Below are 25,070 nucleotides of genomic sequence, written 5' to 3'. Positions count from 1 at the left end.
ATTTTAAGATAGATTTAAATTTGATATTTGTCGTTTTAGCGGTATATTTTACCGTTATAACGGTGGCAAGTATAGGTAAGATTTATGTTACAATACAACTAAAAACAAACATTTTTTACATACATGGAACACCAAGGAAGAAAACTTAGATCAATGGCGGCAGCTAAAGGCTTTAATATTAAGCAGTTGTCCGAAAGGTTAGATATTACTAGAGTTGCAGTAGAAAGGAACTTTAAGGCAGAATCAATAAGCCGTAAGGTATTAATGAAGTATGCTTCGTTGTTGGATTTTGATATTGATGAGTTCTACGAAGGCACTAATGAAGGTTCTGCTATTATAACTAATGAGCAGAATGATAGTATTGTGATTGAGCTATATAAAAAGCTACTAAAGGAGAAAGACGAACGTATAAAACTACTTGAAAGTCAGGTACGTTTTTTTCCGAACGCGGCACAACTGGTTTAACAAAATAGTTAACAAAAAAGCAGTTACACTTTAAACACTAGAGTAAGAAAGTAGGGTTTAGGGGTGTTTTGGCCTTGAAACGGCCAGTGCCGCGATTATATCGCAATGCTGTGGGAATATCGGCTAGAGTCCGATATTCTCCACTAAGTACACGTTTAAATGCTGTTTCCTAAACCGGAGACAGCATTTTTTTTGGTAGTATTCCCTTCTATATAGCTTATTTACAATTTTCTAGGATCAGCTCATACACGATGGTATAACCGTTGAGGATGAGATACCGTTTTCGATTATGGCAAGCTCGTCCATATTCTCGACCCGAAGGCAATAGCATTAAACTTTGGGTCGAGGATAGAAAGCCAGCTGATTCTGCCAAGTCGTCGTAACCAGGTTACTGGTTTTGATTAACCCAGGTAGTGCAGTTGCTGCTCGTCGAGGTCTTTTTTACAAATGCGTAGTAGTTCGAGTATTTGAGTTGGCCTCCGCAGTTAGCTGCTACGTTAACAATTAGTCGCTGGTACTTACTTACCAAGCTGTCATGTACAACAAAGGTGCTGCCTTCAATCATTTTTATTTTTTCATCCTTCGATGTAAACCCCATAATGCGGCTGGTATCTTTCAGTGCATAAATATCCCAAGTGAAACTTAGAGGGGCATCGCCATACTGACTGGCTGTTAGTCGCAGGCCATTACCCGTATAGCATTCAGAATCGGCCGTTACCTGCTGGGGCTGGCCGCAGGGGGCAGTTGTTTGATTCGTGCAGCTTTCGGTAAGTCCGAAAAGTGCCAGGAAACCTACTGCAAGAAAAGCTGACGTTTTCATAACCTTGTTGATTAGGGTTTGCCTAAAGAGCAAACGCAATGATAAAAGGTTGGAAAGCCTGTGAAGCTACTTGACGGGGGGACTTCGTTTCAAAACAAAAATCCCGCCTATTCATATGAATAGGCGGGATTTTTGTTTTGAAACGAAGCAACTTATTGACCAACCATCTCAGCATCAGCCAGAATGTAGTTCAGTTCGTAAATATTGTCTGCATTCAGTTTAAGGGTGCCCCGGAAGGTCCGACGTTCATCCGTCTTAAACTTCTTGTCCGATTTCTTGAATTTTAGTGATACGACCGATTCCGGGCCAGCACCACCGCAGAAGAAGCAGGCACTATAGGGGAATGCCGAAAGCACATACACGTTCGTTTCCAGATCGACCGGTAGCACATAACCCGTCAGCTCAACCGTTTTGCCATTCAGTTTCTGAATACTCTGGCCAAAGGTAGGGTAGAGCATATACACCGATTCTTCGGCATACCATTTCTTCTTGAACGTCACATCACGCAACACTTCCCACGACAGTTTGACGGGCTCGGCAGCGACGGATGGAGCAGCTTTTGAGGTAGTTAGCTCGACGGGCAACTTAGCAGGCCGAAAAGCCGAGGCTACGAGCGATATGCATAGGAAAGCGATAACGATACGGTTCATGGCGTTGAAAGACTTTAACGATAGAAACTAATGGTAAAACTACAAAAAAGATTACTTTTATAAATCATTTTGACTTGATTACGCTGTTCAGTGGCCGATTTACTTCAGGATAACGCAAAAGACGGTTCGGTAATTCCCGTTCGATTCACTCGTTTATACATAACGATGTTTTTAATTCTGGCCGTTCTACTTACCGTCGGACAGGGGCTGTCGCAATGGCGTTTCGGCGTTATTGAAGATGAAATGGTCGTGGTTCGTCAAACGGCCCTGCAACGGCATCAGAGTCAGCAGATTGTCAAGCAGGTACTTCAGATCACCGACGCCAGCGAACAAGGTAGTTTTGACGAGAATGTAGCCGAGCTTCGGCAACTGTATCCTGTTTTTGAACGGTACCATCTCGAAACCCGCGAAGGCCGTGCGGGTGGCCGAGAAGTAAAAATGGTTTATTCTGATGCCATCAATCAGCTATATGCCGATATAAAGCCACAGTTTGAAGCGTTTCAGCAAAGCGCACATCGAATGATGAAGCTGCAGCATTTTGAAGAGGTACATCAGCCCGATGTGCAGGCTAACCTTCGGCTAATGCTGGCGAACGAAAAGCCATTTCTGGAAAAAATAGACCGGATTGTCGTTGTTTGTAACGCGCAATTACGGGCAAAGCTGACCTTGCTGCGTACCATTGAGTTCTACTCGTATATTTTTACACTGGTTACGTTGGTGGCCATTGGCTTACTAATTTTCAGACCAGCGACCCGAAAACTTAAACAAACGTTTGATCAGTTGGTGGAAGCTGAAAGTCGTACTACGGCAGCTAATAAAAAATTAGTGAATGCCAATAAATCGCTGAAGGAAACCCGTCAAAAACTGTTTGAGGCTACCAAATTGCAATACCAGCAACAAATCGATGATCAGAAACTGAGGACCTCGTACCTGATTGCCGGACAGGAGGAAGAACGGAAACGCCTTTCCCGTGAGCTACATGATGGGCTGGGGCAAATGCTTACGGCTATCAAATTGCAGATTGAAGGACTTGAGGCTGCACTGGCCAAGATGATCGTTGGCGAACAAAATGGGGTAAGCCCGTATGCTAAAAATCTGAAAACGTTAAAAAGTCTGGTAACTCAAACTATTCAGGAAACGCGTACGATTTCTAACAATTTGATGCCCAGTGTGTTAAGTGATTTTGGGATTATACCTGCCATTAAAATGTTAGCCGAGCAAGACCGAAGTGAAACAATTGACGTTACATTTAAGACAAATCTGACGACAGACATGCCTCGTCTGGATAAGAATGTTGAGATCATGCTGTATCGGGTTACGCAGGAGGCTGTTAGTAATGCCGTACGCCATGGCAAACCATCTCACGTGCATATCGAACTAAAGGACCGAGGAAACTCTTTACAATTAGTAGTGAGTGACGATGGAAAAGGATTTGATGTACCCTCTGTGAACCAGCCGAATGGGTTGATGAAGCCTATACAGGAGGGAGAACAAATGCGGATGCTCAAATCCCGCCCGCCATCGCAGGGGCTGCATAACATACTGGAACGTACGAAACTCGTCAACGGTAAACTAAAAATAAATTCAACGCCCGGAAAGGGCACTAAATTACAGATTAGCATTCCCTACCAAACGCATTTTGCTCAACATGACACCTACTAAATTAATGCTGGTGGACGATCATTCAATCGTTCGTGATGGTATCCGACTTTTGTTAGAACAAGCCGAAGGGTTAGACATCATCGATGAAGCCAACGATGGTGAAGAAACACTTGATAAGCTAAAAGCCAACCAGCAAACCCCCGAAAAACTACCCGACCTGATTTTGATGGATATTTCGTTGCCGGGGATGTCGGGTATTCAAACGGCACAGGTTATCAGTCGGTTATATAAAAATGTGCGGGTGCTAATGCTATCCATGCATAATAATGAAGACTATATTTTACGGTCGGTAGAAGCAGGCGCATACGGGTATATTCTGAAAGATTCGTCGTCAGACGAAATGATCAAGGCGATCCGGACTATTGCCAGTGGAGAGAAATACTACAGTTCGCCGGTAGCTTCCATTATTCTGAGTGGCTATATGCAGCAGCTCAAAAAGGGCAGCAAGCAGAATCGGGCCGAACGTCAGTCGAAGCTTTCCAACAAAGAAAAAGAAATTCTACAGTTTCTGGTGGCCGGCATGAGTAGCCGAGAGATTGCTGAAAAACTGCAGCTTAGCGTTCGGACGGTCGATAATCACCGAGCCAATATGATGCGTCGATTGCAGGTTCGTAATGCGGCTGAACTGGTCCGAATGGCGGTCGAAGATAAACTGATCTAAATTTATTAGCGCTGTCATTGCGAACTCATAGCTTATTTTTTAGGTTTGCCCATCAAAACCGGCTCAATGCCGGTTTTAGATTCAATAACTACTATATTAATCAGGTAGAATTTATCAACTAAAACCACCCTTTATTATGTCACTGCGTTTGGGCGATATTGCTCCCGACTTTGAAGCCGATACAACCCAGGGCCACATTCACTTTCATGAATGGCTGGCTAATTCCTGGGGTATGCTGTTTTCGCACCCAGCCGATTTTACTCCGGTTTGTACCACCGAGCTAGGCAGAACTGCATTGCTGAAAGACGAATTTGGTAAGCGTAATGTAAAAGTGATCGCTGTGTCGGTCGACGACCTGGAATCGCATAACCGTTGGACGCCTGATATCAAAGATGTTACGGGTTCGGAAGTGAACTTCCCGATCATTGCTGATCCCGATCGGAACGTGGCTACACTCTACGATATGATCCATCCTAATGCCAGCGAAAAAGCAACCGTACGTTCGGTATTTGTCATTGGACCCGACAAAAAAATTAAGCTGACATTGACCTATCCGGCGTCGACGGGGCGGAATTTCAATGAACTTCTGCGGGTAATCGATTCGCTGCAACTGACTGCCGACTATCAGGTGGCTACCCCTGCCGACTGGAAAAACGGTGAAGATGTAATTGTAACCCCAGCCGTGCCGAACGATCAATTGGAGGCTAAATTCCCGAAAGGTGTCACGTTTGTGAAGCCCTACCTGCGGACTACGCCACAGCCGAATGTGTAAGCGGACCATTCAAACACTTTAATAACCTTATGCTAATACGGTCGGTTGCTGATTTGTAAAGAATCAAAACAATCGAAACGTTATGGCTAAGAACAAGAATGACAATCCTGAGCACTCGGAAGGCCCTGTAGCAACGGCCATTGAGGAACAAACCGCCAAGTTGCCTTCTGATATTTTCCTATGGGCCTCGCTGGGCTCGATGGCTGTATCCCTGGCCTTGCAGGCAACGGGTGAGCGTCATAAGAGTTTATTTGTAGGCCAATGGGCAGCACCCTTTTTGTTGCTGGGCCTCTATAATAAGTTAGTAAAGCTGGAAGGGCACGACTAAGCTTTTCTGCGAACTATTGCCAAAAAAGCTCGCTGCGACTGCATCGGGCTTTTTTTGGTATACGACAGGTTCGGAAAGAAAGCTGTATTTTCGGTGTTGAAAGTGGGTCAAATGGATGCTGATCATTCTTTGGATCTCCATAAACGCAACTGCGAGCTGTTTATTGAATTAAACAGAGCCAGTCATTATCTGAATGAGAGTTCGTGTTCTTTATAAGCTGATCTCGAAGCGCTACGGGTTTTGGATCATAGCCTTTTTTATTCTGTTGGTAGGTATCTGGGTTGTTCGTACAAGGCGGCCCGACGAAATGAACTGGCGATTTGTGCAGGCATTTGGGATTCGATTACCCATGCGCTATACCATTCATGGCATTGATGTGTCAAGGCATAACGATCGTATCAACTGGGCGAGTGTGCGGAAGATGGAAGCGGAAGGAGTTCGGATTCGGTTTGTATTTATCAAAGCAACAGAAGGGGCCACCTTGTCTGATAAACATTTCAGCAAAAACTGGCGGGAAGCTAAAAAGATTGCCTTGCACCGGGGGGCTTATCATTTCTACCACCCAACTCGTGACCCGATAAAGCAAGCTACTAACTTCATTCGCCACGTCGAACTTCAATCAGGCGATTTTGCACCGGTTGTCGATTTCGAAGTGGTCAACGGCCAAACGGATGAAACCATCGTGAATGGACTAAGAACGTGGCTGGAAACCGTCGAAGCGCATTACCAGGTTCGACCGATTATTTATACCAATGGTAATCTGTATCGGCGGTATATTAAAGGAAATCTGGATGATTATCCGCTCTGGATAGCCGACTATTCGACCAAACACCTGCGGAGTTACGATGCCGAAAAGCTGTATTTCTGGCAGCACAATCAGAACGGCTGGGTAAAAGGAATTCGGGGGCAAGTCGACTTCAATGTGTTTGTCATGGATGAAGACCGTATGCAGGAAATCTGTTTATGATAATAAGTTATGTTTCGCAGAACCATTAGGATTGCCATATTTCCCAAGCTTTTTCGGCCTGTAGCTCTAACATCCGCAATCCATTATGAACAGCCGCGCCCTGTTCCAGACCACGTTTCATAAACAGGGTTTCTGTCGGATTATACACCAGGTCATACAGCAAATGCTTATTGGTTAGTTGCTGATAAGGTATATTAGGCGCCTGGTCAATTTTAGGATACATACCGATTGGTGACCCGTTGATTAGCAGATGGTAGTCCGGTAAAAACGCTTCGACTTCGTCGTATGTTAACTGTTCGTCGGTTTTGGTACGTGACACAAATTTGTAGGGAATTCCCAGATCACTTAACGCAACGATTACAGCTTTAGATGCGCCCCCCGTACCTAGTACCAAAGCGTTTAAATTATTAGCCGTGCGTCCAAATGATGTAAGCCAATTGGTCAGGGATTGGCGAAAACCGTAGTAATCTGAATTGTAACCTGTTGTGGAGCCGTCAGCTTCCAGTTTAATGACATTGACCGCACCAATCTTTTCGGCAGAGGTATCCAGCCGATCTAGGTAAGGTAAAACGGCCTGTTTGTGTGGAATCGTTACGTTAAGCCCCCGCAAATTCGGCAAAGTAAGCAATTCAGGTAATGCTGTTATATCGGGCATTTCGAATAAGTCATACTGACTATTGTCGATACCTTCCCGATGAAATTTCTCAGAAAAATAGCGTTGCGAAAATGAGTGGGTGAGGGGGAAGCCAATAAGCCCGTAACGGTTCATAGTGCTGGATTAAAAAATCTGTGGATTTGCGGGGCCTGTCTTATTAACAAAGCCCCGCAAATCCACAGAATCAGAGAAAGCAATAATTAAGCCCGCGATACGCGTTTTTTGAAAAACTCGATAATAATTGGCAAAATGGATAAGCCAACGATACCAAATACAACCAGTTCAAAGTTTTTCTGAACAATCGGGAAATTGCCGAAAAAGTAGCCCAGCAATGAAATACTCGTTACCCACAAAATTGCTCCTGCAATACAGAATCGAATATAGGTGCTGTAGTTCATGCTACCGGCTCCGGCTACGAAGGGGGCAATGGTTCGAACGATGGGAATAAAACGGGCTATAATTACGGTACGTCCGCCATACTTAGCGTAGAATTTTTCGGTTTCGGCAATGTATTCACGCTTAAAGAATAAAATCCGTTCCCTCGATTTAATCCGACTACCCAGGAATTTTCCTACAAAATAATTGACATTATCACCTAGCAATGCGGCCCCGATAAGCAAAGGGATAATGACCCAAACGCTCAGTTCGTTGGTAGGCCGGGCGGCCAATGCACCAGCCGCAAACAATAGCGAATCGCCGGGCAGCAATGGCATGACGATCAGACCGGTTTCTGTAAAAACAATCAGGAATAATATGGCATACAATAATACTCCATATTCGTTGGCCCATAGATCAAGGTAACGATCCAGGTGAAGCAGGAAATCCAGTAGGGACTTGATTAATTCCATAAGACAGGCGTTAGAAATGAAGAACAGAGACCGGGCTGTTGGAGCAACAAGAATGAACAGGGTGCATAGGCTATGATGCCTTTTGCTGCCGGATAGCTTCTTTATGCTTGCTCCTGACTCCTCAGTTCTTGTTTAAAAAGTGCATAAACGTGTCACCACGAAGCCCTAAGCGAATGGTTTCGAGAGGAATAACCTCATGGGGAGCAATATTACCCAGATTGACATTCGCTCCCAGTAATTTGACGAACCAGACCTGCTGTTCTTTCTGGGGAGCTTCCCACAAAATACTTTCAAAAGGAATCTGTGTTAGGATTTCTTCAACCAGGCCCTGACGAACCTCACCGCTTGATCGGAATAAACCGACGGTACCTCCTTCACGGGCTTCACCGATTACTTTCCAGGCACCCGCTTGTAGTTCAGCCTTCATTAACTGAATCCATTTGTAGGGAGGGATAATTTTAGCTTCATCCTTAGATCCTACTTCGGAGAGGACCGTCACCTGAGTAGCCAACTGACGGATGTACTCACATTTTTCGTCCTGGCTCATTTCGATGGAGCCATCGGATACCTCTGCATATTCCATACCGTATTGATCGAGAAGTTTACGGTATTCGTCGAATTGATTTCGAATAACAAAGGCTTCAAACAAGGTACCACCAAAATAGACGGGTATATTGGCTTCCTTATAAATACTTAACTTCTCTTTCAGATTCGGCGTGACGAACGATGTGGCCCAACCTAATTTCACAATATCGGCATAACCGGCAGAGGTCGACAAAAAATCCTCTACTTCTCGCAGGCTCAGCCCCTTATCCATGACCATGGTTAACCCACTCTGGCGGGGTTTGATCGTACGTTCAGGGATCTGCGTAAGCGTATAATTCATACAGGGTAATCGAGTAGGCGAATTGAAAATCGCCCAAAAGTAGTACAAGTCTTGGAAACCTCCCAAGAAAGTCCATAAATAATCGCATCAAATGGGTATATGGCTTAGTTAAGTGCTATTTTTGCCGGATATGGACAATTTATCAAATCCTCGACTAGATTTCCTGCGCTCCCAAATTGGGTGCCCAATGAGTAATGGCCCATCTCCTATGGGGCGGTGGTTAAATGGAACACTGCGGGAAGTGGCTTATGGACGTTTGGTGGCTGATTTCAAGATTCGGGACGATATGACTAATCCCGCTAACGTATTGCACGGGGGAGCCGCATCAGCAATTCTGGATGATATGATTGGTGTGATGGTGTATGCTCTTGGGCGTGAACAAGCCTATACATCCGTCAATCTGGCCGTCGATTTTCTACATGCGGCTAGGCTGGGAGATGTCGTTAGGGTAACTACGGAAGTTATTCGTGCAGGAAAAAATATCGTTCATTGTGAGGGGCGTATAGAGGCAACCGATGGAAAAGTAATTGCAAAATGTGCCACCAATCTGATTCAAACGTCGGTGAAATTGCCTTATTAAAAAAAGGTGTACTAGTCTATTTTGGAAAGATTAAGTTAATGGTATTGCTGTGATTTTATAGCTAACCTATCAAAGCAGAAAAATGACTCCTTGTAGATACATAGAGAGTTATGGTAACAGACCGTATATCGGTGACCGCTATTCTGTAAACAGGAGGAAGAGCCTCCTTCGCATTGATAAAGTAAATAAGTATAAGTTAATTTTTGGGAGAAATTGATGAATAAATAAGACAAATAGGGGAAAAGTTAGTTTCTCTCGGCAGGAAGGAAGTATTTGTTTTATAATCACCTGTTTATTGTTATTATTGGCCGCCGATAAAAAAAGAAAAAGATTTAAACACAATTGGGGCTAATTCGTAGTATTATAAGTCTGGACTTTATTCGAGTTTAGTTGCAAAGCAGATAGACAACAGGCCTCTTGAAAAACTGGATTGTCAGGCCTTATAAATTGAAAAAATATGTAATGGATGAATTGACTTTTGCAATTCAGTCTTAACATTGCAGAAAAAATAAGGATGAGGCCGCTTTGGGGTTAAATATTCGGATGACTTAAGGGGCTAATCGGCGCGTTCGAAATGGGTTTAAGATAAGATCGGACTCAATTGCAACAAAAATTTATATATTATTTGAAGCATTGAGAAACATTTCGTCAAGAAATTAGTCATATGGTGGTACGGTGGGGCTATAGACGTTAGCTCAATTGTAGAAATGGTAAAAAAAACGGTAAAATCCACAAGAAGGCGGCTGTTACCGTTCCCTAAATTTCTATAGTCTTATTTGGAAGATTAAAAGTTTAATAGGAAACATTGCGTCAAATTAACTCAATAAATATGCGAACATTTATCCAACAACACCCTCTGCGGATGCTGGCTGGACTCGTGTTGCTAAGTTTTGCAATACCAACTGTTAGCCTTGCTCAACAGGCTACGACAAGTCCATCATCGACTACTTCCAGTGGAAGTTACGTGCGTGAGAATATCTATCGATTGGGAAAGGGTATTTATACTGACACCTTGCGTAGGGATGATTTCAAAGCACAGGCCAGTGATGTGGCTGAACTAGATGACTGTGATACTACCTTTCAAACGTTCATCTTAGTTAGGCGCTTATCACCCTGGCGTGTTGGTTTATATGCCGGACCTAACTTTGCGTATTGTGGTACATGGGAAAATACGTTTGGGCCTACCAAGCGTGATAATACGCTTTACAATGGTGCTGGATTTAATATTACAGCGAATGCTGATTATTTCCTGACCCCCGCTACCCGACGCCTTCGCTTTGCTGTCGGAGCCGCTTTTGGCTATCAGAATTACATTACTCGTAGTATTTATCGGGATTATCTGTATAGTCTGGCCGCAAGTCGTGGTTTTACTAACAACCAGGTAACCATCAACCAACGAGCTTCCGAGGATATGTTCCTCACCGTAGGGCCGGTGCTTACTTTCACGCTGGGCCGGAGCCGTAAGAACCCGGATGCAACATCCTTCATTGAGTTAGCAGCTCGTGGTGGTCTGTTCCGTACGGAAGCCGCTACTATTGCTGCCTATACGCCATCAACGCTGACCTTACCAGCGGTTCCTTCTTTCGTAGATGGGGGTGGCTTGATCCGATCAGTGAACCCTAGTTCACACTTGTATCATCTAGGCGCACTTGGTTCTGCTGCTGTTTTCTTCCCAATCGGACGTAACAACTGGAACATCGGTGTTCAGGGGCAAGGGTTTATTACTCAATTAAACTACCTGATCATTAACGGTATTGACGATCAGTTGTATGAATTCAAGCGGAAGCACGGTGGATTTAGTGTAGGCCTGGCTGTTCGGAAAGGATTTGTACAGAAGAAGCTTATTCCTAAAGCACCTGTATCCTGCCCAACCTGCGAACAGGTGCCTGAGCTAAATGTACGGTTCAATGGTGCTTCCCTGAAAGGCGCGTCACTCGCTTATGTTGACAATACCAATGCTGCCCAGTCAGCTCCTGTCAACACAGCCGCTACGGCTCCAGTTATTAGCTGGCGCAGCACCACTCCGAATCCGAAAAACGAAACCTTTACAGCTCGTCTGTACTACCGTCCTGATTCGGTCGTAGCCGGTAACACTGATCAGGTAATTGCTCAGTTGGAAAATACTACCGACACCACGCTTGCCTTCCCATCAGCGTATTTTTCAGGTGGTCAATTGACTCCAGGTTTCTATTACGTAACGGTTCACAACAAGCAGACAGCTAAATGTGGTACCTGTATGAGTGAGGTGGCTACTACCAGCTTTGCCAGTATCAAACCAGCCGTTGTTACACCAGAGTGTGAATACAACCACCGCCTGGAGCGCCTGGAAGTATTCTATCGGACTCCTTATACCCGCGAAGTGGCTAACGTCTGTTACTGTAACGGTACAGTTACTTCAGTCGGCGATACGGTTACCCGCCTGCGCTACCGTGGCCTGAACCGCCTGCTGGCAACCGGAGCTGTTGATTTCGACACCAACACGGTTATTCTGAACCTGAACGAGCTGCCAGGTGGTCTGGCTCAGCAACTCCAGGCTGAAAAAGCGAAAATTGAAAGCGGCAACGCGATTCGTTTCAAAGGCCGTCGGGTACGTCCGCAAGTTCAGTACTTCCGCGCTGTGTTCACGGTTACCAAGAAGCCTTGCAACGGCCAGCCTGAACAAACAGTGGGTAGCTTCAGCACTACAATCAGCGATAACAGCTACACAATTACTGACCTGAAACCACTGACCAATGAGCAGAAAGCTAAATTAATGGCTCCTCCAGCACCGAAAAAGCAGGTGCGTCGCCGGGGAGGTAACAGCGGTCGCCGGTCAGATGTAATGTTCGGGGTTGAATAATTCGCTAATACTACGCAAAAACCGGGGGCCAACGCTCCCGGTTTTTTTGTTGATCAGAACTCAAAATGGCAATGCGATATCTCCTGGTCGTTTCCTTTATTTTTTGTGTAACTATGCTAAATGCACAACCTGCTCACACAGATGCTGTCGCATCAGCTACTATGCAGACATACTCATTCAGATTAAGACCTGGACAGGATCTGAAAAAAGAGCTAGAAGCTGTTGTTCAACAACAACGGATCGAAGCCGGGGCCATGATCACTTGCGTTGGAAGCCTTACCCGTGTGGCTCTGCGGTTAGCTAATCAAAGTGAACCCACTGTATGGCAGGGGCATTTTGAAATTGTTTCGTTGGTTGGCACACTGTCGACGGGGGGGGGCCATTTACATCTTTCTGTATCAGATTCGACAGGCCGCACTATCGGAGGACACCTGCTAGATGGCTGTACAATCTACACAACCGCCGAAATTGTTATAGGAGTGATGACAGACCTGACATATGGCCGGGAAGTCGATCCAACCTTTGGTTATCGCGAATTAGTTGTCCGAAAGAAACGAAGAAAATAATAGGTGAATATTATATCACCCTAACTTACTGTAAAGGGAAACCAGTAAGGCTATTCGACAATTTTTTGAGGACTTTCTAAGGGCATTGAGACAATAGGGCCGTTTTTCGGGTAGGACTTTCTGACAACTTTTTTAGTTAGCTTTACATATAACAGATTATAGAACTGGTCAGATCTAGTTTGTGACGAGAGAATGAAGGCAATACTTTTAGCCATTTTAACCTGCTGGTTGGTTGGCGTAGGGACTGCGAAAGCTCAAATTATGGTAGGGAGCATTAATGTTGACAGTCTGGATATTCAGTACATTGAGTTAATTGGCTTTAATCGATCTACCTGGGAAGCTAGTGTCTGGATTGATTTTGGCCGGAATTATACTGCTAATAAATCAAGCGAGTTCTTGAAGCCCGTTAAGGATCATGAAGGGGTACGTTTTGCCTCTGTAGTTGAAGCGCTGAACTATATTTATAAAAACGGTTGGGAGTTAGTAAACGTGTATGTACCCTCCCCTGATGCTTCTCGCCATTATGTTTTACGGCGGAGAAGTAAAGCGGTAAAATGAATTGACTAACTGATGTTATTAGGCCCAGGCTTACGTAATTGCACTTATACAACAACCTTTCCAACAGAATTACTATGAAAAATTTTCTTTGGATAAGCTTGCTTACTCTCACTGTCTTTGTTCAATGTTCGTCGGACAAATCTGTCAGTCCTAAGATGGACAATGATCAAGCTAGTATTCAACTCATGAAAGAATTAGTGCCTCAGCTGACAGGCACGTGGAGCATGAGGCAGCTTCAGATTAAGTATCAAAACAGTACTTTCCAAAATGAGCTTAATATCAAGCGCGATACGACCCTAACCAGCTTTGCTACTCTTACGCTGGCGCGTGCTTTAGTACAAAATAACCTGACTCGTGATCGCTATGAGGGAACTATACAATATGGGGTTAAAACCTATCCAATCCGGTTTGATTTGTTAGCTGGACCTTGGATTTTTAATCAGAAGGGCCCTAAAGCATATTTTCTGCTCGAGTATAATTTCCCAGTCGGCTACTCGGGTCCGACTGAGAAAGAGGCTTATTTCCTGCAACAAATCGGTCTACTCTTAGAAACGTTTGCTCTCGATACTAGACCAGAGGGAATGACTTGGCAGGGTTTGAACCGAGGCATCAACCAAATCGATCTAGTCAAAAAATAGTCTTCTTTCTATAGTGAAGGATTTATTGGAGTAGAGTAATTATTGATTATTCCCTTAACATAGTTCATAGTTATAAACCCCGTCTGGAAATGAGACAAAATGCAAACGGTGGCCAAATGAGCCACCGTTTGCATTTTAAAAATATGATTAGTTTAACACTTTCAGGCTAATCGGTTGGCCGATGTGTTCAATGATTCGCTGGGCTACTCTGGGCGGGAATACCTGTTTACCTTTCGCTTTCCAACCAATCTCCTGCTTTATCTTCTCAATCCACGATTCAAATACCTCGATAGAAACCCTGTCGTACATCGTCAAAAAATCCTGTTTGCAAAATTTGGCTTGTGTCTTAACTCCGGTTTTCTCGCTCATACTGGTACTAACTAGGGTTTTCGGGCGAATTGTCCGACTAGGTCACTTATGTCTAGATCAACACTACTCTTCTAGCGCTCAGCACGTCAAAATTAGTATGCAGGAATATGGCATTTGTTCCGTTCATAGCTTTGATTAGTTCCTAAAGTTTGAAATCTATAAACCTTTGATAAGGCTATATGTGTATGTGATTGAGCAGCATACAAGTTCCAATCCATGACCAATATTTGTATAGGGTCGATTTACTCGTGAGAATAGCGTCTAGCGGAGAAAGAATTCGGAAATGTCTATCTTTACGGTATGCATGAACGGTTCAGATATTGGCTTAAACGAGTTGGCTGGCTGGGGTTTCTCTTCTTTCTGATCAAGGGCCTTTTGTGGCTTATCATCCCTTATCTTATCGCCAAGGGTATTCTTTCTAAATAGGAATCGGAACGTTTTCTATTGATCCATCTTGCTTTCTTTAAAGGTGTAAAATTGCATAAAAGGTATATTTGAAGTTGTATAATGTAGCAGTTAGGTAGCAATTGTGTATTTGAAGTATTCCATATGATAACATATTTAGCCGTTTGATGGGCTATTTTGTTAGTATGCGTACATTCAGTATTCATTGACTACCGGAACGGGTATCGCGAAATCTGCTACAGATGCTATGTGCGATGGAAGAAGAAAGGGCGACTGGCGTCTAGCCTTGTGGTTAGGATTGATGGTGATATGCCAGATGCCCGTAATTGTGTTGGCATCTCATATTATCGGAGGGGATGTTAGTATGCAAGCGATAAGAGGAACACCTGGTTTATTTCGCCTGCAATTGACTCAATATTGGGATGCTACTCAATCGGTTCCCGGTAATCAGGATGAGTCTGTTATCTTACGAATCTACCGGAAACAAAACCCGGTATTAATTCAGAAAGTACAAGTACCGTTACAGGAAACTCTTCCACTTACGTTCGATAATGTGGCCTGTGCTACCTTGCGGCAACTTAGTTTTACTCAGGCCCGCTATTACGCAACCTATCAGTTTAATCCTAGTGTATATAATGATCCCGGTGGTTATTATATGGTTTGGGAACGTTGTTGTCGTAATGATGCACTGACCAATGTGAATACTACCCTGCTGACCGGGGTAGCTATGGCCTTTTACCTGGAGTTTCCACCCATGACTCGTTCAGGGGTTACGGTTACTAATTCGTCACCAGTGTTTAAATTTCCCAATGGTGATTATATCTGTATCAATAATCCGTTTACGTTTGATGTAGGGGCTACAGATGCGGATGGTGACCAGCTTCGGTATTCGCTCGTTACACCACTGAACGGATATACAACGAGTACAGCCCCAACTGATTTCGATGATTCACCCAAGGCCAGTTACCCAACGATAACATGGGCGCCTGGCTATAGTCTGTCGAATATCATACCCGGTAATCCTCCTTTGACCATCAATCCAACAACGGGCCAATTGACTGTGCGTGCCTCGAAAGAAGGCCTATTTCTATTTACGGTGCAATGCGAAGAATTTCGGAATGGAGAACGGATCGGAGTCGTTCGTCGGGATTTTCAACTTCCTGTAGTCGACTGCTCAAAAAATACCCCCCCAGCCGCCGTAGTGCTGGCAAATGGGAAAGAGGCATCCGACCTGGTCTGGTGCGGAAGTCAGCCGCTGGTCTTGTCTGTTGAGGCTAATTCTGATTGGGCGTATCAATGGCAAAAAGATGGTGAAAATATCCGGGGAGCTACATCAGATACGCTGCAAGTACGGGTTCCGGGTATGTATACGGTTGTAAAAAGTCTGGCAAATTCCTGCGCCAATGATACTACGTCGCAGGCCGTGAAGGTTACATATGTAACAGCGCCAGCCGTAAAGATCGGAATAACTTCCCCGGAGCCCTATTGCACAGGTGACACGATCAGGCTGGAAGCGGCAGGGCAGTCAAATTATCAGTACCAGTGGCAGCAGGATGGTAAAGACATAGATGGGGCCAGACAGGCCATTTTAGGCGTTTATCAGTCAGGCGTTTATAGTGTGCTGGCAAAACCGGCCAATGCCGTTTGCGATGGAACTGATACGGCCCGTATTACGATTAATCCCAAGCCCGATGCAACCATCAAAGCACCCAGACTGTCGTTTTGTGCCGATGACTCAACCACGCTAACCGTCAACCGTCAGATTGGAGATCGCTATCTGTGGCAACGAAACGGTGCAAAGCTTTCGGATACTACCGCCTTGCTGACTGTTCGACAATCCGGGACTTATCAGGTTACTGTTATGGCCTCAACTGGCTGTGCTGCACTTTCTGCTCCGATTAATGTGAACCGCTATGAGCGCCCGACTGTGTTATTTGATTCGATTCCGCCGATTTGTGCCAACAGCAGTAATGTGGTCACCCTGCGGGGGCAACCTGTGGGAGGCACCTTCGATGGGCCCGGTGTATCAGGTACTCGGTTTGATCCGAAATCGGTTGGTGCCGGTACGTATCAACTTACGTACACCGTCGTTTCAGATACGGTTTGCCAGACGCGGACGAGCCAACGGGTAGAGGTCGTTGCCAGTCCGAACGTATCAGGCCAGACGCGCTATACCATGACTCGGGGAGGCAGTGTTCAGTTGTTGACTCAAGCTGATCAGCCAATCAGAACCTACCAATGGGAACCACCTACTTCGCTTGATCAGCCGACTGTTGCCAGTCCTACGGCCAGCCCTGCCGAAACCACAACCTATCAGGTAACGGTAACCAGTGCAGAAGGATGTACAACAATCTTTTCGGTACTAGTCGATGTGTCGACCCCGCTTTACATTCCAACCGCCTTTTCACCCAATGCCGATGGGAATAACGACGTGTGGCTGCTTTCCAATATCAGTGCGTTTCCTCAGTGTGAAGTGTCTGTTTTTAATCGATGGGGCGAGCTGATTTTCTACTCGAAAGGATATGCCCAGCCCTGGGATGGTACCTACAAACAGCAATTGGTACAAACAGGAGTATACACCTATCAGATCAAAACGGGTAATGATCCGCTTGCTCATATATACCGAGGGCAACTGACCGTGCTCCACTGAACTGATTCGCCAGTAATGAATTAGTTGGCCATTGTAATGGCTAAACTTTGTAAATCCTGATTGATCGATCGTATAGACGACTGTAGCTGATTGAGCATATTGGCCCGGTTGTGTAAATCATCAGCCTGATAATTACCGCCCTCACCAAAGTATAGTTGCTCCTGGTCTGGAGAAAGCTGGCTGAGGACGTAATTTTTCCAGCGTTCGCGAATGGTATAATGGATCGAAACCTGATGGGTATTGCTAAACGATTTTTCATTTAGTATATACCAGATCATGGGCGGATACACGGAAGACGTATCGGCTTGCTGCCAGATGTCGGTTAAAAGATTACGTTGGTGGCAGAATGTGACGGTTCGATTGGAGGAAAAGGCTGCCAAACCGCCAAAGCCAGCTCCCGCAATACCGCCACTAATACCAATTGCTTTGCTGGTGTTATCGGAGGTTAGCAAAGTGGTTGCAACGGTAGTGGCAGCCCCTATTACGATTGAAAGAATAGTTAACCGTCGAATGCGCCGGGTGTCTCGCTGGTCCAGGTAGGTAGCGATCTGATCGGCGCGTTCGCCTTCACAATCCAGCTCAGCCGCCAGGCTGGCAATTTGCGTTGAGGCTAATAGAAACCGATTGAGGATTTTTTGCCGTATACTAAGCATGGCTAGCCGATTGTCTGATACCGGGTTTTTCTCCAGCAAAACCAACTGTTGCAGAAGTGGTAAAACGCCAATGGCATTGGCTAACAGCAAATCATGTTGTGAATACCGCTTACTCAGTAGCGTATCTGTTTGCAAAATAGCCTGGATATTCGGCTTGGGGAGGTATGTTGTATCATAGGCATACTGTACGGATGGCACACAATAACTGGTCGTTAAGGCCGGTATGGGTTGAGGCCGGAACGAGCTACAGGAAGCCAGTGTGAGTATACTGCACAAGGCAAATACCCATCTACACATACGAAAAGCCATCAGAAAGCGATAAAATGTATAACCATCAACTCCGCACCACCTTAGCGAAGGTAGGTATCCAGCCAGCTAAAAATAGCCTGACGATTATATTCACTATCGAACATAACACCGTAATGGGGGGCTCCGGGCACGACGATCAGTTGATTTTTTACATGAGCAAGGGTTAGCCAGGAACTTAGTAAGACCGATTGGGCTGCGGGCACCGACTCATCTTTCTCTCCCTGAATGATTAGAAAAGGTGGGTCGTTTTTGTCGATGTAGGTGACAGGGCTGGCCCGCTTAGCCAGATCAGGACGAAGGAGAGGAGAAGCACCCAATAAACGGCTTTCCGGTGTCGCAATGGCGGTATCCGACAGGGGGACATCCCGGCGAGTCATAGCCAGTAAATCGGCAGGGCCGTAAAAATCAATAACTGTTTTGATACGAAACGACGGCTTTTTTCGGTTGGGGTAAAAGTCGGCAATAGCGTTGTTACTGGCTAAGGCAAGTAAAGAAGCCAGATGACCACCTGCCGAAAAGCCCATCAGGGCAATGCGATTACGGTCGTAGCCGTATTGGGCTGCGTTCTGATACAAAAATTCAAGCGCCTGATTGCAATCATGAATCTGAGCTGGAAACGGTGCTGTGGTGCTATGCCGGTAGTCGATGGAGGCAAACGCATAGCCCTTTTCCAAAATGGACCGAACCGTGTTTTTCATATAACTCATGTCGGCATACTTATCGTTGACCATCCAGCCTCCCCCATGTACCCACACGACCAATGGGGCATTGGCGGCCATCTTCGCTGGTAGATAGATATCCAGCAGGTGCTTTTTCAGGGTATCGCCTGCATAGGCTACGTTCGGAACAAACCGGGTGTCGGCCGGAAAAATCGCTTTAACAGGATTCGTCGGTTGGGCCTGACTCATGGAAGATGCCAGGAGGTGCCAGCTCAAGTAGCTGTATAGGATGTAACGGAGAAGTTTGTAAGCCATAAATAAGGAGAAGGATACGAAAATAACGTCGCAAGATATGGATACAAACCATTGATCAGATTAGACGGTGATTAACCTGACCGATATTCCTTTTCGAAGGGTGTTGTGTACTTCTGCGATTTGATCGGTATGTCGAATCAACGCGTCGATTTCGGCAGCAGACGCATTGGATGTGACATGAGCTTTATAGGTGAAGTTGAAACCAGGCTCGCCATCGGCACCAAATTCGCCCGAAACGGTAACGTCTACGGCCGAAATGGCTATGTTTCGCTTACTGGCTTCCCGATAAATGTCATTGCAGAAGCAGGTAGCCAGCGAGAGCAGGAGTAGTTCGCCCCCGTTAACAACTGAGCCAAACCCAGTCGACTTGGTTGACATGGACAATGTCTTTGCCGAGTGGTTGGTTTGCACGACGATATGATGCTGGTTGAAGGCGCTCTTGATACTAGCTGATAGGTGCATGGTTCAGAAGGGTTTCAAAAGAGGTTGAGAATAATTATCAGGATCATTTCATGGCGGCTATCCTCCCAAAAGAATGCCATCATAAGCCTGAAACTACAAACAATTTTTATTTATTTTTAAGAGATTTTGAGCGATCAGATGCTTGTCGGCCTGTGTTTTAGCCAATGGTAGAGCTTGTTCAAAATTCGCGCTGGCCTTTTTGGGGTCGATGCTTTTATATAGCTCACCGAGCAGCGTAAAGTAATACGGGTTGTTTGTCAGTTGAAGTTTTTCGGCTTCGCGGATGGCTTCTTCGTTGCTGTTGGCTTTTGATAGCGCATAGGTGCGGTTGAGAGCGGCAATGGGTGAATACGAAATTTGCAACAGGTTGTTATAAAGCTGTAGAATGGCTTCCCATTTTTCGGTCGTATCGGTTTTGATGGTATGCCAGTACGCAATGCTGGCTTCCAGATGGTATTTGGAAAGCGTATGGCCCTGCGAAGCCTGTTGCAGGTAATAAGCGCCTTTTGAAATTAAGGTGTAATCCCATTGGGTTTCATCCTGGTCCTGATACAGAATGAGTTCGCCCTGCGCAGTCTTTCGGGCTGGGAACCGTGATGCATGGAAACACATCAACGCAAGCAGCGCGTTGACAGAGGGGAGATTGGTTCGCTTATTCTCTGTTAGTAGCTGAGTCAGGCGCATCGCTTCGGCGCATAGGTCTTCACGAAGTACAGCACCCTTACTTTCGGAATAATAACCTTCGTTGAAAAGGAGGTATAGGGTTGTCAGGACGGTTTCCAGACGCTCGCCAATAGCCGATTCGGATGGAAGTTCGATGCGTACCTGTTCGAGTCGTAATTTTTCTTTCGCTCTAAACAGACGTTTATTGATGGTTTCTTTATTAGTCAGGAATGCATTGGCTATTTCGTCAATCCCGAACCCGCAAAGAATACGCAGAGCCAGACCGATCTGGGATTCAGCCGGGATGGACGGATGGCAGATGGCGAACAACATTTGTAGCTGGCTATCCTGTATGTTGTCGTCCGATAAGTCAATGTCGGGCAGGTAGCTCTGTTCGGTATCAACCGAAGGCAAAACCTTATCCTGGAACGATTTGGAGCGGGCACAGAAGTTGGTCGCTTTGTGTTTGGCTACTGTATAAAGCCAGGCGGTTGGATTATCGGGTATCCCTTTATAGGTCCATACGTTGATGGCCGCAAGAAACGTATCACTAGCAATATCTTCAGCTGTTTCGATGTGATCAATCCCAAAATGTTTGCACAGAACCGTTACTATTTTTCGGAATTCAGTTCGAAATAAATGGGGTATTATTTCCTGATTCATTGGGTAATAGAGTGGGTGACGTTGTCTATTGAAAGGAGTTTAGAAGGACTTACGCCACCCACTCCGCGTACCGGGCTTACCGACTGGCCACCCTTCGAACTTCGACACTATTGCCTTCGCCCTGTAAAACGGGGCACCCTTTGGCAAATTCAACGGCTTCATCGACCGATTCGGCTCTGACGGTAATGAACCCGCCAATGGTTTCCTTGATGTCGCCAAAAGGGCCGTTTGTCACGATATTGTTGGGATGTACTACACGAGCATCTTCGAACGGAAGCCCTGTACCCGATACAAATTTGTTTTGGGCAGCAATACCGCCGATCCAGTCCATCGTTTGTTTCATCCAGATTTGCATCTGTTCGGGCGAAACCAGGTTTTTTCCATCCTCATTTCGCATCACTAAAACATATTCGTCCATTTGTGCTTGATTTTATTGGTTATCAACTGGATTAAACTACACCTATACGACAAATGAGAACGTATAAATTGGACAAAACGAAAGAAAAAATTAACTGAAAGGGAGCAGATCGGGTTCGATGTAGGTACGTTTCGCCAGATCGGAGTTGTAAATATCAAGCTGATAATGAGTCGCCAACAACGCTCTAAAATCGGATTTGAGCCGTGGAAACTGATGAATAAAATCATAAAAGCTGTCGGTGTCGGATCGGTTTATGAAATGGCTGACGGCCCGTACGGCAGCAACGGTCAGCGTCTGGTTATATTTGTCGCGGGCCCCCAATGAATTTACATAGTGAATCAACTGTCGACACACGTTTCCCACGGCCTGATCAGTGCCGTATTTTCTGATATGTATCCAGGCTAGCCGGAGGTGCGCTTCGTGATTAAAGATGGCTGGTGGTAAGGTACAGGCTTCTAATTGTTGTTCAAACGCTTCGTCGCTCAAATCAGAATGAGTTTCCATGTGTAAAGGTATTTGATTGGATAAAGGAGCTGTTTACTTTTTCATAATCAGGAGATTACCTCTTGACTTGTCGCCATAGTTCTCCTTTTGCCCGATTTCCTGAAACCCGTTTCTCTGGTAAAAACGGATGCCCTTTTCGTTGCTGGCCAGTACCTCCAACCTGATTTCGCTCAGGTTAAGCTGTTGTCGGACCGAATCAATAAAGGCTATGCATTGGGTTCCTAAGCGTTGGCCAACGACCTTTTGCAAAAAATACATTTTGCTCAGAAACAGCGTATCGTTGTCTACCGTAAATTTAAAATAACCTACAGGCTCATCGGCCAATTGCACTAGATAAAACTCGGTATCCGGGTCCGCTAACTGATCGGCAATGACACCTGTGGCAAAGGATTTGTCGATGTAGTTGGCTAGCCCTTGCTGGTCAGGCCAGGTATGCGCAAATGCCTGGATATATGTTTCTTTCGCTAAAAAGCTCAATAATGCTACATCGTTCAGGTTTGCTTTTCGAAATAAATTCATGGTTTAGGAGTGAAAACGGAGTCTCTTCTCTTTGGCTTTCAGACGCCTATAAACGATCTGGATTGGTAAAATAAAACCCGTTTATGAATAAGACAATACGACCGGGGGATTCCGAAAGCGTATTTAGCTCAAAGCGCCTTTACATTTAGAAACAATACGGCGGGTGGTGGGTTAGAAAGGAAAGGCATTGTCCGATACGAAAAATGAGGTTGTTATGGAAAATCAAGAGAAGGACGACATTATTCGGGCCAAGCAGGCCATTTCGCCAGCAGGTCTGGCCAATCAGTCAGTAGAAGGAACCAGTGGACCAGGCAGTGAGATTGACCCCGACGAGCTAGCTCCCGATGAACTGGAAGATGAGTATATGGATGGGGATAAACCAGCCGCTAACATACGCATGAAACACCCCAATCGAAATCCCAATCCAAAACCAGATATTGACAAACCTGCATACAGCTAAATCAGAAAGGGCAATTCGAAAAGCGAGTTGCCCTTTTTTCGTTAATGACGGATACCATAAACAATAACCAACGACTCGGTTAGGTCGTTATGTAGTTATAGACCATTCATACCATTACAGCATGGAAAAGCAGAAGAAAATTATCATAGGCGTAGCGATAGGGGTAGGAATAATTATCCTTTTTTTTGTTGGGCGATGGTGGAATACCCGAAAGGCCGACCGTGAACAGGCTGCGCGTGTGGAACAAAAGCGAAAGCAGGACGAAAAGGTTGTCAGACAGGCCGCTTTGACCCTGCATCAATTGTGTTTATATGCCGATTCGATCGGTATTGATACCAGTCGATTCAGTACACCTAAAATGCTTGATAAAGCTGAAATTGATGCCAACTTAACGCAGTTACTGTTAGAAGCCCGGTACGGAAAGAAACCGTCGCAACTGGCGTTCAATGGCCTGAAAGAAGCCGTCGATTCGGCCTGGGCCGAAAAGACAGATGCGATTCAGGTGGGGCAGGTCAAAACATCGTTGATGGCCTTTGAACCCTACGCGAAGCTGGTCGGGCACTATAACCGACTGCGTAAACGAGCCGCAGGAAAGGCTACAAGTTCGGATTCTCTGCGATTGATTCGGCAAACGCTTAATTTCTATCGGTATGTCAATCGGTTCAATCCTGATCAGTTTGTGATCGTCAATATCCCGGCGGGCGAGCTGAATGTATTTAATCGGTCAGGGAAACGCTTACTACCCATGCAGGTCATTACGGGGAAACCCGATCGACGAACTCCCTGCATGACGACCTACATTCAGGATATTATAGCCTATCCGTACTGGAACGTTCCCCAGAATATTGCTCTTGACGAGATTGTTCCCCACGTAAAGCGTGATGTAGCGTACCTGTACAACCAGAATTTTCAGGTCCTGGACGAGCGTAACCGTGAAGTTGACCCGGAAGAGGTTGACTGGGACGGCATTACGGAAACCAATTTCCCCTATCGGATTCGGCAGGCTTCAGGCTGCGAAAACTCACTGGGGTTATTGAAGTTCGATCTGGCTAACCCGCTTGCGATCTATCTGCACGATACCAATAGCCGCGACTTATTCAAGCTCACCAGCGACCGCTGGCGGAGTCATGGCTGTGTGCGTGTGCAAAAACCCGTTGAACTCGCCAACCTGATATTGGGCGAACAAACCTTCGACGATGATTTCATGAATAAATGCCTGATTGACCAGAAGCCCCGCGTTCTGAAAATTCCAAAGCCATTTCCGGTATTTATCACCTATAATCTTGCCGATGTAGATGCCACAGGAAAACTTCGGTTTTATAAAGACGTGTATGGCTGGGCTAAGTAAGTCGACTGAGCCAGATAGTCTGAATTGGGCGCATAGACGAATAGGCAGGAACCACCTTTGACCGCCTGTATAATGCCTTTCGAGTCGGCATAGGGAACGGCTGGGCAACCCTGACTGCGGCCTAAACGCCCAGTTTTTCGAATAATGTCTTCACAAACATAATCGGCTCCGTGAAGGACAATATTTCGATTGTAGACATTGTCGTTAAAGCCTTTCTCCAGTCCTTTCAGTTGGAGCGACAAACCGTGTTTACCCATGTAGGTGCTCAGGGTCTGATAAAAGCCCAGGCTCGACTGAAACGAGGACTGCGTATTAGAGAATTGATTAGCCACCAGATCGCCTGAGTTTCGTCCATGCGCAACATAGGTGTTGAAAAGCAGCTTTTTGTTGAACAAATCCACCACATAGAGTCGTTTACGATTCGAGGGTTGGCTCAGATCGACTATCGTCAGCATGGATTTGGCCGTGTCCATTTTCTGCCAGCCACGGAGGGCATATTCAAAAACACTACGCTGTAAACCGGTCTGTGCTAAGTTAAGTTGGTCATAAATAGCGAGATGCCCCGTTGAATTAAGTTTTAATGTCGTTGCCGCCTTAGGCGCTGCGGCTGCTAGAGTAACGTTACGAGTGGATTTGTATCCGGTGGTAGCCAAATAAACTATGGACAAACCTACCAAAAGCAAAAAAACATTCTTCATGCCAATAAATAAGTAATTGTTTATGGGTTTATGAGGATGTACAAACTTACAACAGCCTGACCACAGGTTTAATTCGCTCA

The 25,070-nt window shown here is 45.5% G+C and carries 28 protein-coding genes; 14 read left to right on the top strand and 14 right to left on the bottom strand.

What is annotated here, in order from left to right; translation table 11 throughout:
• Positions 1–123: 123 nt before the first annotated feature.
• Positions 124–465 (top strand): helix-turn-helix domain-containing protein, encoded by a 342-nt coding sequence (locus B5M13_RS19550; protein ID WP_080057266.1) that lies wholly within the window; start codon positions 124–126, stop codon positions 463–465.
• Between the two features lie 388 nt (positions 466–853).
• Here B5M13_RS19550 and B5M13_RS19545 read toward each other — a convergent pair whose 3' ends face one another.
• Both B5M13_RS19545 and B5M13_RS19540 read right to left on the bottom strand, forming a co-directional pair.
• Positions 854–1,285, bottom strand: a complete 432-nt coding sequence (locus B5M13_RS19545) for a hypothetical protein (protein WP_080057265.1) — start codon at positions 1,283–1,285, stop codon at positions 854–856.
• 152 nt (positions 1,286–1,437) lie between these two features.
• On the bottom strand, positions 1,438–1,935 hold the full coding sequence (locus B5M13_RS19540; RefSeq protein ID WP_080057264.1) for a DUF3299 domain-containing protein: 498 nt from the start codon (positions 1,933–1,935) through the stop codon (positions 1,438–1,440).
• A 90-nt stretch (positions 1,936–2,025) separates the two neighbouring features.
• On the opposite strand from B5M13_RS19540, the gene B5M13_RS19535 reads away from it, so the two are divergent.
• The 5 genes from B5M13_RS19535 (at position 2,026) to B5M13_RS19515 (ending at position 6,325) form a co-directional block, all read left to right on the top strand.
• Positions 2,026–3,597, top strand: a complete 1,572-nt coding sequence (locus B5M13_RS19535; protein WP_080057263.1) for a sensor histidine kinase — start codon at positions 2,026–2,028, stop codon at positions 3,595–3,597.
• 4 nt (positions 3,598–3,601) lie between these two features.
• Positions 3,602–4,258: a response regulator transcription factor gene (locus tag B5M13_RS19530; RefSeq protein ID WP_080057262.1), complete on the top strand. Its 657-nt coding sequence runs from the start codon at positions 3,602–3,604 to the stop codon at positions 4,256–4,258.
• A gap of 136 nt (positions 4,259–4,394) precedes the next feature.
• Positions 4,395–5,030, top strand: a complete 636-nt coding sequence (locus B5M13_RS19525) for a peroxiredoxin (protein WP_080057261.1) — start codon at positions 4,395–4,397, stop codon at positions 5,028–5,030.
• 82 nt (positions 5,031–5,112) lie between these two features.
• Positions 5,113–5,358, top strand: coding sequence for a hypothetical protein (locus tag B5M13_RS19520; RefSeq protein WP_080057260.1), 246 nt, complete (start codon positions 5,113–5,115; stop codon positions 5,356–5,358).
• Positions 5,359–5,551: 193 nt separating this feature from the next.
• On the top strand, positions 5,552–6,325 hold the full coding sequence (locus B5M13_RS19515) for a glycoside hydrolase family 25 protein (protein WP_179950455.1): 774 nt from the start codon (positions 5,552–5,554) through the stop codon (positions 6,323–6,325).
• A 25-nt stretch (positions 6,326–6,350) separates the two neighbouring features.
• Here the strand turns inward: B5M13_RS19515 and B5M13_RS19510 are convergent, their stop codons facing one another.
• From B5M13_RS19510 to B5M13_RS19500, 3 genes are all read right to left on the bottom strand, one after another.
• The gene (locus B5M13_RS19510; RefSeq protein ID WP_080057259.1) at positions 6,351–7,094 is read right to left on the bottom strand and encodes a shikimate dehydrogenase family protein; all 744 of its coding nucleotides are present in this window, start codon (positions 7,092–7,094) and stop codon (positions 6,351–6,353) included.
• A gap of 86 nt (positions 7,095–7,180) precedes the next feature.
• Positions 7,181–7,828 (bottom strand): DedA family protein, encoded by a 648-nt coding sequence (locus B5M13_RS19505; protein WP_080057258.1) that lies wholly within the window; start codon positions 7,826–7,828, stop codon positions 7,181–7,183.
• A 121-nt stretch (positions 7,829–7,949) separates the two neighbouring features.
• Complete coding sequence (locus B5M13_RS19500; protein WP_080057257.1) at positions 7,950–8,714, bottom strand: phosphosulfolactate synthase; 765 nt, start codon at positions 8,712–8,714, stop codon at positions 7,950–7,952.
• Between the two features lie 208 nt (positions 8,715–8,922).
• Here B5M13_RS19500 and B5M13_RS19495 point away from each other — a divergent pair, with 208 nt between their 5' ends.
• From B5M13_RS19495 to B5M13_RS19475, 5 genes are all read left to right on the top strand, one after another.
• Positions 8,923–9,294: a PaaI family thioesterase gene (locus tag B5M13_RS19495; protein WP_317046934.1), complete on the top strand. Its 372-nt coding sequence runs from the start codon at positions 8,923–8,925 to the stop codon at positions 9,292–9,294.
• Between the two features lie 862 nt (positions 9,295–10,156).
• The gene (locus B5M13_RS19490; protein ID WP_080057255.1) at positions 10,157–12,133 is read left to right on the top strand and encodes a hypothetical protein; all 1,977 of its coding nucleotides are present in this window, start codon (positions 10,157–10,159) and stop codon (positions 12,131–12,133) included.
• Positions 12,134–12,246: 113 nt separating this feature from the next.
• Entirely contained in the window at positions 12,247–12,699 is a 453-nt protein-coding gene (locus B5M13_RS19485) for a PPC domain-containing DNA-binding protein (RefSeq protein ID WP_245859398.1), read from the top strand.
• A gap of 192 nt (positions 12,700–12,891) precedes the next feature.
• Positions 12,892–13,257 carry a hypothetical protein gene (locus B5M13_RS19480; RefSeq protein WP_080057253.1) on the top strand — a complete coding sequence of 122 codons (366 nt, stop codon included), beginning with the start codon at positions 12,892–12,894 and terminating at the stop codon, positions 13,255–13,257.
• Positions 13,258–13,331: 74 nt separating this feature from the next.
• Entirely contained in the window at positions 13,332–13,895 is a 564-nt protein-coding gene (locus tag B5M13_RS19475; protein ID WP_080057252.1) for a hypothetical protein, read from the top strand.
• Between the two features lie 147 nt (positions 13,896–14,042).
• Here B5M13_RS19475 and B5M13_RS19470 read toward each other — a convergent pair whose 3' ends face one another.
• Positions 14,043–14,264: a hypothetical protein gene (locus B5M13_RS19470; RefSeq protein WP_080057251.1), complete on the bottom strand. Its 222-nt coding sequence runs from the start codon at positions 14,262–14,264 to the stop codon at positions 14,043–14,045.
• A gap of 769 nt (positions 14,265–15,033) precedes the next feature.
• Here B5M13_RS19470 and B5M13_RS19465 point away from each other — a divergent pair.
• The gene (locus tag B5M13_RS19465; RefSeq protein ID WP_080059995.1) at positions 15,034–17,319 is read left to right on the top strand and encodes a gliding motility-associated C-terminal domain-containing protein; all 2,286 of its coding nucleotides are present in this window, start codon (positions 15,034–15,036) and stop codon (positions 17,317–17,319) included.
• Between the two features lie 20 nt (positions 17,320–17,339).
• Here B5M13_RS19465 and B5M13_RS19460 read toward each other — a convergent pair whose 3' ends face one another.
• The 7 genes from B5M13_RS19460 to B5M13_RS19430 all read right to left on the bottom strand — a co-directional run bounded on the left by B5M13_RS19460 (position 17,340) and on the right by B5M13_RS19430 (position 22,484).
• A complete protein-coding gene (locus B5M13_RS19460; RefSeq protein WP_245859396.1) occupies positions 17,340–18,269 on the bottom strand; it encodes a hypothetical protein in 930 nt (309 codons plus the stop codon).
• A gap of 53 nt (positions 18,270–18,322) precedes the next feature.
• Positions 18,323–19,255 carry an alpha/beta hydrolase gene (locus B5M13_RS19455; protein WP_080057249.1) on the bottom strand — a complete coding sequence of 311 codons (933 nt, stop codon included), beginning with the start codon at positions 19,253–19,255 and terminating at the stop codon, positions 18,323–18,325.
• Between the two features lie 60 nt (positions 19,256–19,315).
• On the bottom strand, positions 19,316–19,717 hold the full coding sequence (locus B5M13_RS19450) for an OsmC family protein (protein ID WP_080057248.1): 402 nt from the start codon (positions 19,715–19,717) through the stop codon (positions 19,316–19,318).
• Positions 19,718–19,810: 93 nt separating this feature from the next.
• Entirely contained in the window at positions 19,811–21,043 is a 1,233-nt protein-coding gene (locus B5M13_RS19445) for an RNA polymerase sigma factor (protein ID WP_080057247.1), read from the bottom strand.
• Positions 21,044–21,119: 76 nt separating this feature from the next.
• Complete coding sequence (locus tag B5M13_RS19440) at positions 21,120–21,461, bottom strand: YciI family protein (protein ID WP_080057246.1); 342 nt, start codon at positions 21,459–21,461, stop codon at positions 21,120–21,122.
• Positions 21,462–21,551: 90 nt separating this feature from the next.
• Positions 21,552–21,965, bottom strand: a complete 414-nt coding sequence (locus B5M13_RS19435; RefSeq protein WP_080057245.1) for a hypothetical protein — start codon at positions 21,963–21,965, stop codon at positions 21,552–21,554.
• 33 nt (positions 21,966–21,998) lie between these two features.
• Positions 21,999–22,484 (bottom strand): GNAT family N-acetyltransferase, encoded by a 486-nt coding sequence (locus tag B5M13_RS19430; protein WP_080057244.1) that lies wholly within the window; start codon positions 22,482–22,484, stop codon positions 21,999–22,001.
• Positions 22,485–22,698: 214 nt separating this feature from the next.
• Here B5M13_RS19430 and B5M13_RS19425 point away from each other — a divergent pair, with 214 nt between their 5' ends.
• On the top strand, positions 22,699–22,944 hold the full coding sequence (locus B5M13_RS19425) for a hypothetical protein (protein ID WP_080059994.1): 246 nt from the start codon (positions 22,699–22,701) through the stop codon (positions 22,942–22,944).
• A gap of 121 nt (positions 22,945–23,065) precedes the next feature.
• Entirely contained in the window at positions 23,066–24,292 is a 1,227-nt protein-coding gene (locus tag B5M13_RS19420; protein ID WP_080057243.1) for a L,D-transpeptidase family protein, read from the top strand.
• On the opposite strand, the gene B5M13_RS19415 is transcribed toward B5M13_RS19420, so the two are convergent.
• Positions 24,262–24,990, bottom strand: a complete 729-nt coding sequence (locus B5M13_RS19415; protein ID WP_080057242.1) for a murein L,D-transpeptidase catalytic domain family protein — start codon at positions 24,988–24,990, stop codon at positions 24,262–24,264. The two genes, B5M13_RS19420 and B5M13_RS19415, sit on opposite strands and share 31 nt — an antisense overlap.
• Positions 24,991–25,070: the final 80 nt, after the last annotated feature.

The organism is Spirosoma aerolatum (assembly GCF_002056795.1).
Taxonomy (GTDB): domain Bacteria; phylum Bacteroidota; class Bacteroidia; order Cytophagales; family Spirosomataceae; genus Spirosoma; species Spirosoma aerolatum.
Note: the sequence above shows the minus strand (reverse complement) of the source record. Positions and strands in the feature narration are given on the sequence as shown.

Bases quoted from the DNA above. Each gene is read 5' to 3' on its own strand.
- B5M13_RS19495 (WP_317046934.1), top strand. From the start codon at position 8,923: ATGGGGCGGTGGTTAAATGGAACACTGCGGGAAGTGGCTTATGGACGT.
- B5M13_RS19420 (WP_080057243.1), top strand. From the start codon at position 23,066: ATGGAAAAGCAGAAGAAAATTATCATAGGCGTAGCGATAGGGGTAGGA.
- B5M13_RS19545 (WP_080057265.1), bottom strand. From the start codon at position 1,285: ATGAAAACGTCAGCTTTTCTTGCAGTAGGTTTCCTGGCACTTTTCGGA.
- B5M13_RS19425 (WP_080059994.1), top strand. From the start codon at position 22,699: ATGGAAAATCAAGAGAAGGACGACATTATTCGGGCCAAGCAGGCCATT.
- B5M13_RS19500 (WP_080057257.1), bottom strand. From the start codon at position 8,714: ATGAATTATACGCTTACGCAGATCCCTGAACGTACGATCAAACCCCGC.
- B5M13_RS19540 (WP_080057264.1), bottom strand. From the start codon at position 1,935: ATGAACCGTATCGTTATCGCTTTCCTATGCATATCGCTCGTAGCCTCG.
- B5M13_RS19520 (WP_080057260.1), top strand. From the start codon at position 5,113: ATGGCTAAGAACAAGAATGACAATCCTGAGCACTCGGAAGGCCCTGTA.
- B5M13_RS19455 (WP_080057249.1), bottom strand. From the start codon at position 19,255: ATGGCTTACAAACTTCTCCGTTACATCCTATACAGCTACTTGAGCTGG.
- B5M13_RS19505 (WP_080057258.1), bottom strand. From the start codon at position 7,828: ATGGAATTAATCAAGTCCCTACTGGATTTCCTGCTTCACCTGGATCGT.
- B5M13_RS19440 (WP_080057246.1), bottom strand. From the start codon at position 21,461: ATGGACGAATATGTTTTAGTGATGCGAAATGAGGATGGAAAAAACCTG.
- B5M13_RS19515 (WP_179950455.1), top strand. From the start codon at position 5,552: ATGAGAGTTCGTGTTCTTTATAAGCTGATCTCGAAGCGCTACGGGTTT.
- B5M13_RS19530 (WP_080057262.1), top strand. From the start codon at position 3,602: ATGCTGGTGGACGATCATTCAATCGTTCGTGATGGTATCCGACTTTTG.
- B5M13_RS19430 (WP_080057244.1), bottom strand. From the start codon at position 22,484: ATGAATTTATTTCGAAAAGCAAACCTGAACGATGTAGCATTATTGAGC.
- B5M13_RS19490 (WP_080057255.1), top strand. From the start codon at position 10,157: ATGCTGGCTGGACTCGTGTTGCTAAGTTTTGCAATACCAACTGTTAGC.
- B5M13_RS19480 (WP_080057253.1), top strand. From the start codon at position 12,892: ATGAAGGCAATACTTTTAGCCATTTTAACCTGCTGGTTGGTTGGCGTA.
- B5M13_RS19470 (WP_080057251.1), bottom strand. From the start codon at position 14,264: ATGAGCGAGAAAACCGGAGTTAAGACACAAGCCAAATTTTGCAAACAG.
- B5M13_RS19550 (WP_080057266.1), top strand. From the start codon at position 124: ATGGAACACCAAGGAAGAAAACTTAGATCAATGGCGGCAGCTAAAGGC.
- B5M13_RS19445 (WP_080057247.1), bottom strand. From the start codon at position 21,043: ATGAATCAGGAAATAATACCCCATTTATTTCGAACTGAATTCCGAAAA.
- B5M13_RS19460 (WP_245859396.1), bottom strand. From the start codon at position 18,269: ATGTGTAGATGGGTATTTGCCTTGTGCAGTATACTCACACTGGCTTCC.
- B5M13_RS19485 (WP_245859398.1), top strand. From the start codon at position 12,247: ATGCTAAATGCACAACCTGCTCACACAGATGCTGTCGCATCAGCTACT.
- B5M13_RS19510 (WP_080057259.1), bottom strand. From the start codon at position 7,094: ATGAACCGTTACGGGCTTATTGGCTTCCCCCTCACCCACTCATTTTCG.
- B5M13_RS19475 (WP_080057252.1), top strand. From the start codon at position 13,332: ATGAAAAATTTTCTTTGGATAAGCTTGCTTACTCTCACTGTCTTTGTT.
- B5M13_RS19435 (WP_080057245.1), bottom strand. From the start codon at position 21,965: ATGGAAACTCATTCTGATTTGAGCGACGAAGCGTTTGAACAACAATTA.
- B5M13_RS19450 (WP_080057248.1), bottom strand. From the start codon at position 19,717: ATGCACCTATCAGCTAGTATCAAGAGCGCCTTCAACCAGCATCATATC.
- B5M13_RS19415 (WP_080057242.1), bottom strand. From the start codon at position 24,990: ATGAAGAATGTTTTTTTGCTTTTGGTAGGTTTGTCCATAGTTTATTTG.
- B5M13_RS19465 (WP_080059995.1), top strand. From the start codon at position 15,034: ATGCAAGCGATAAGAGGAACACCTGGTTTATTTCGCCTGCAATTGACT.
- B5M13_RS19525 (WP_080057261.1), top strand. From the start codon at position 4,395: ATGTCACTGCGTTTGGGCGATATTGCTCCCGACTTTGAAGCCGATACA.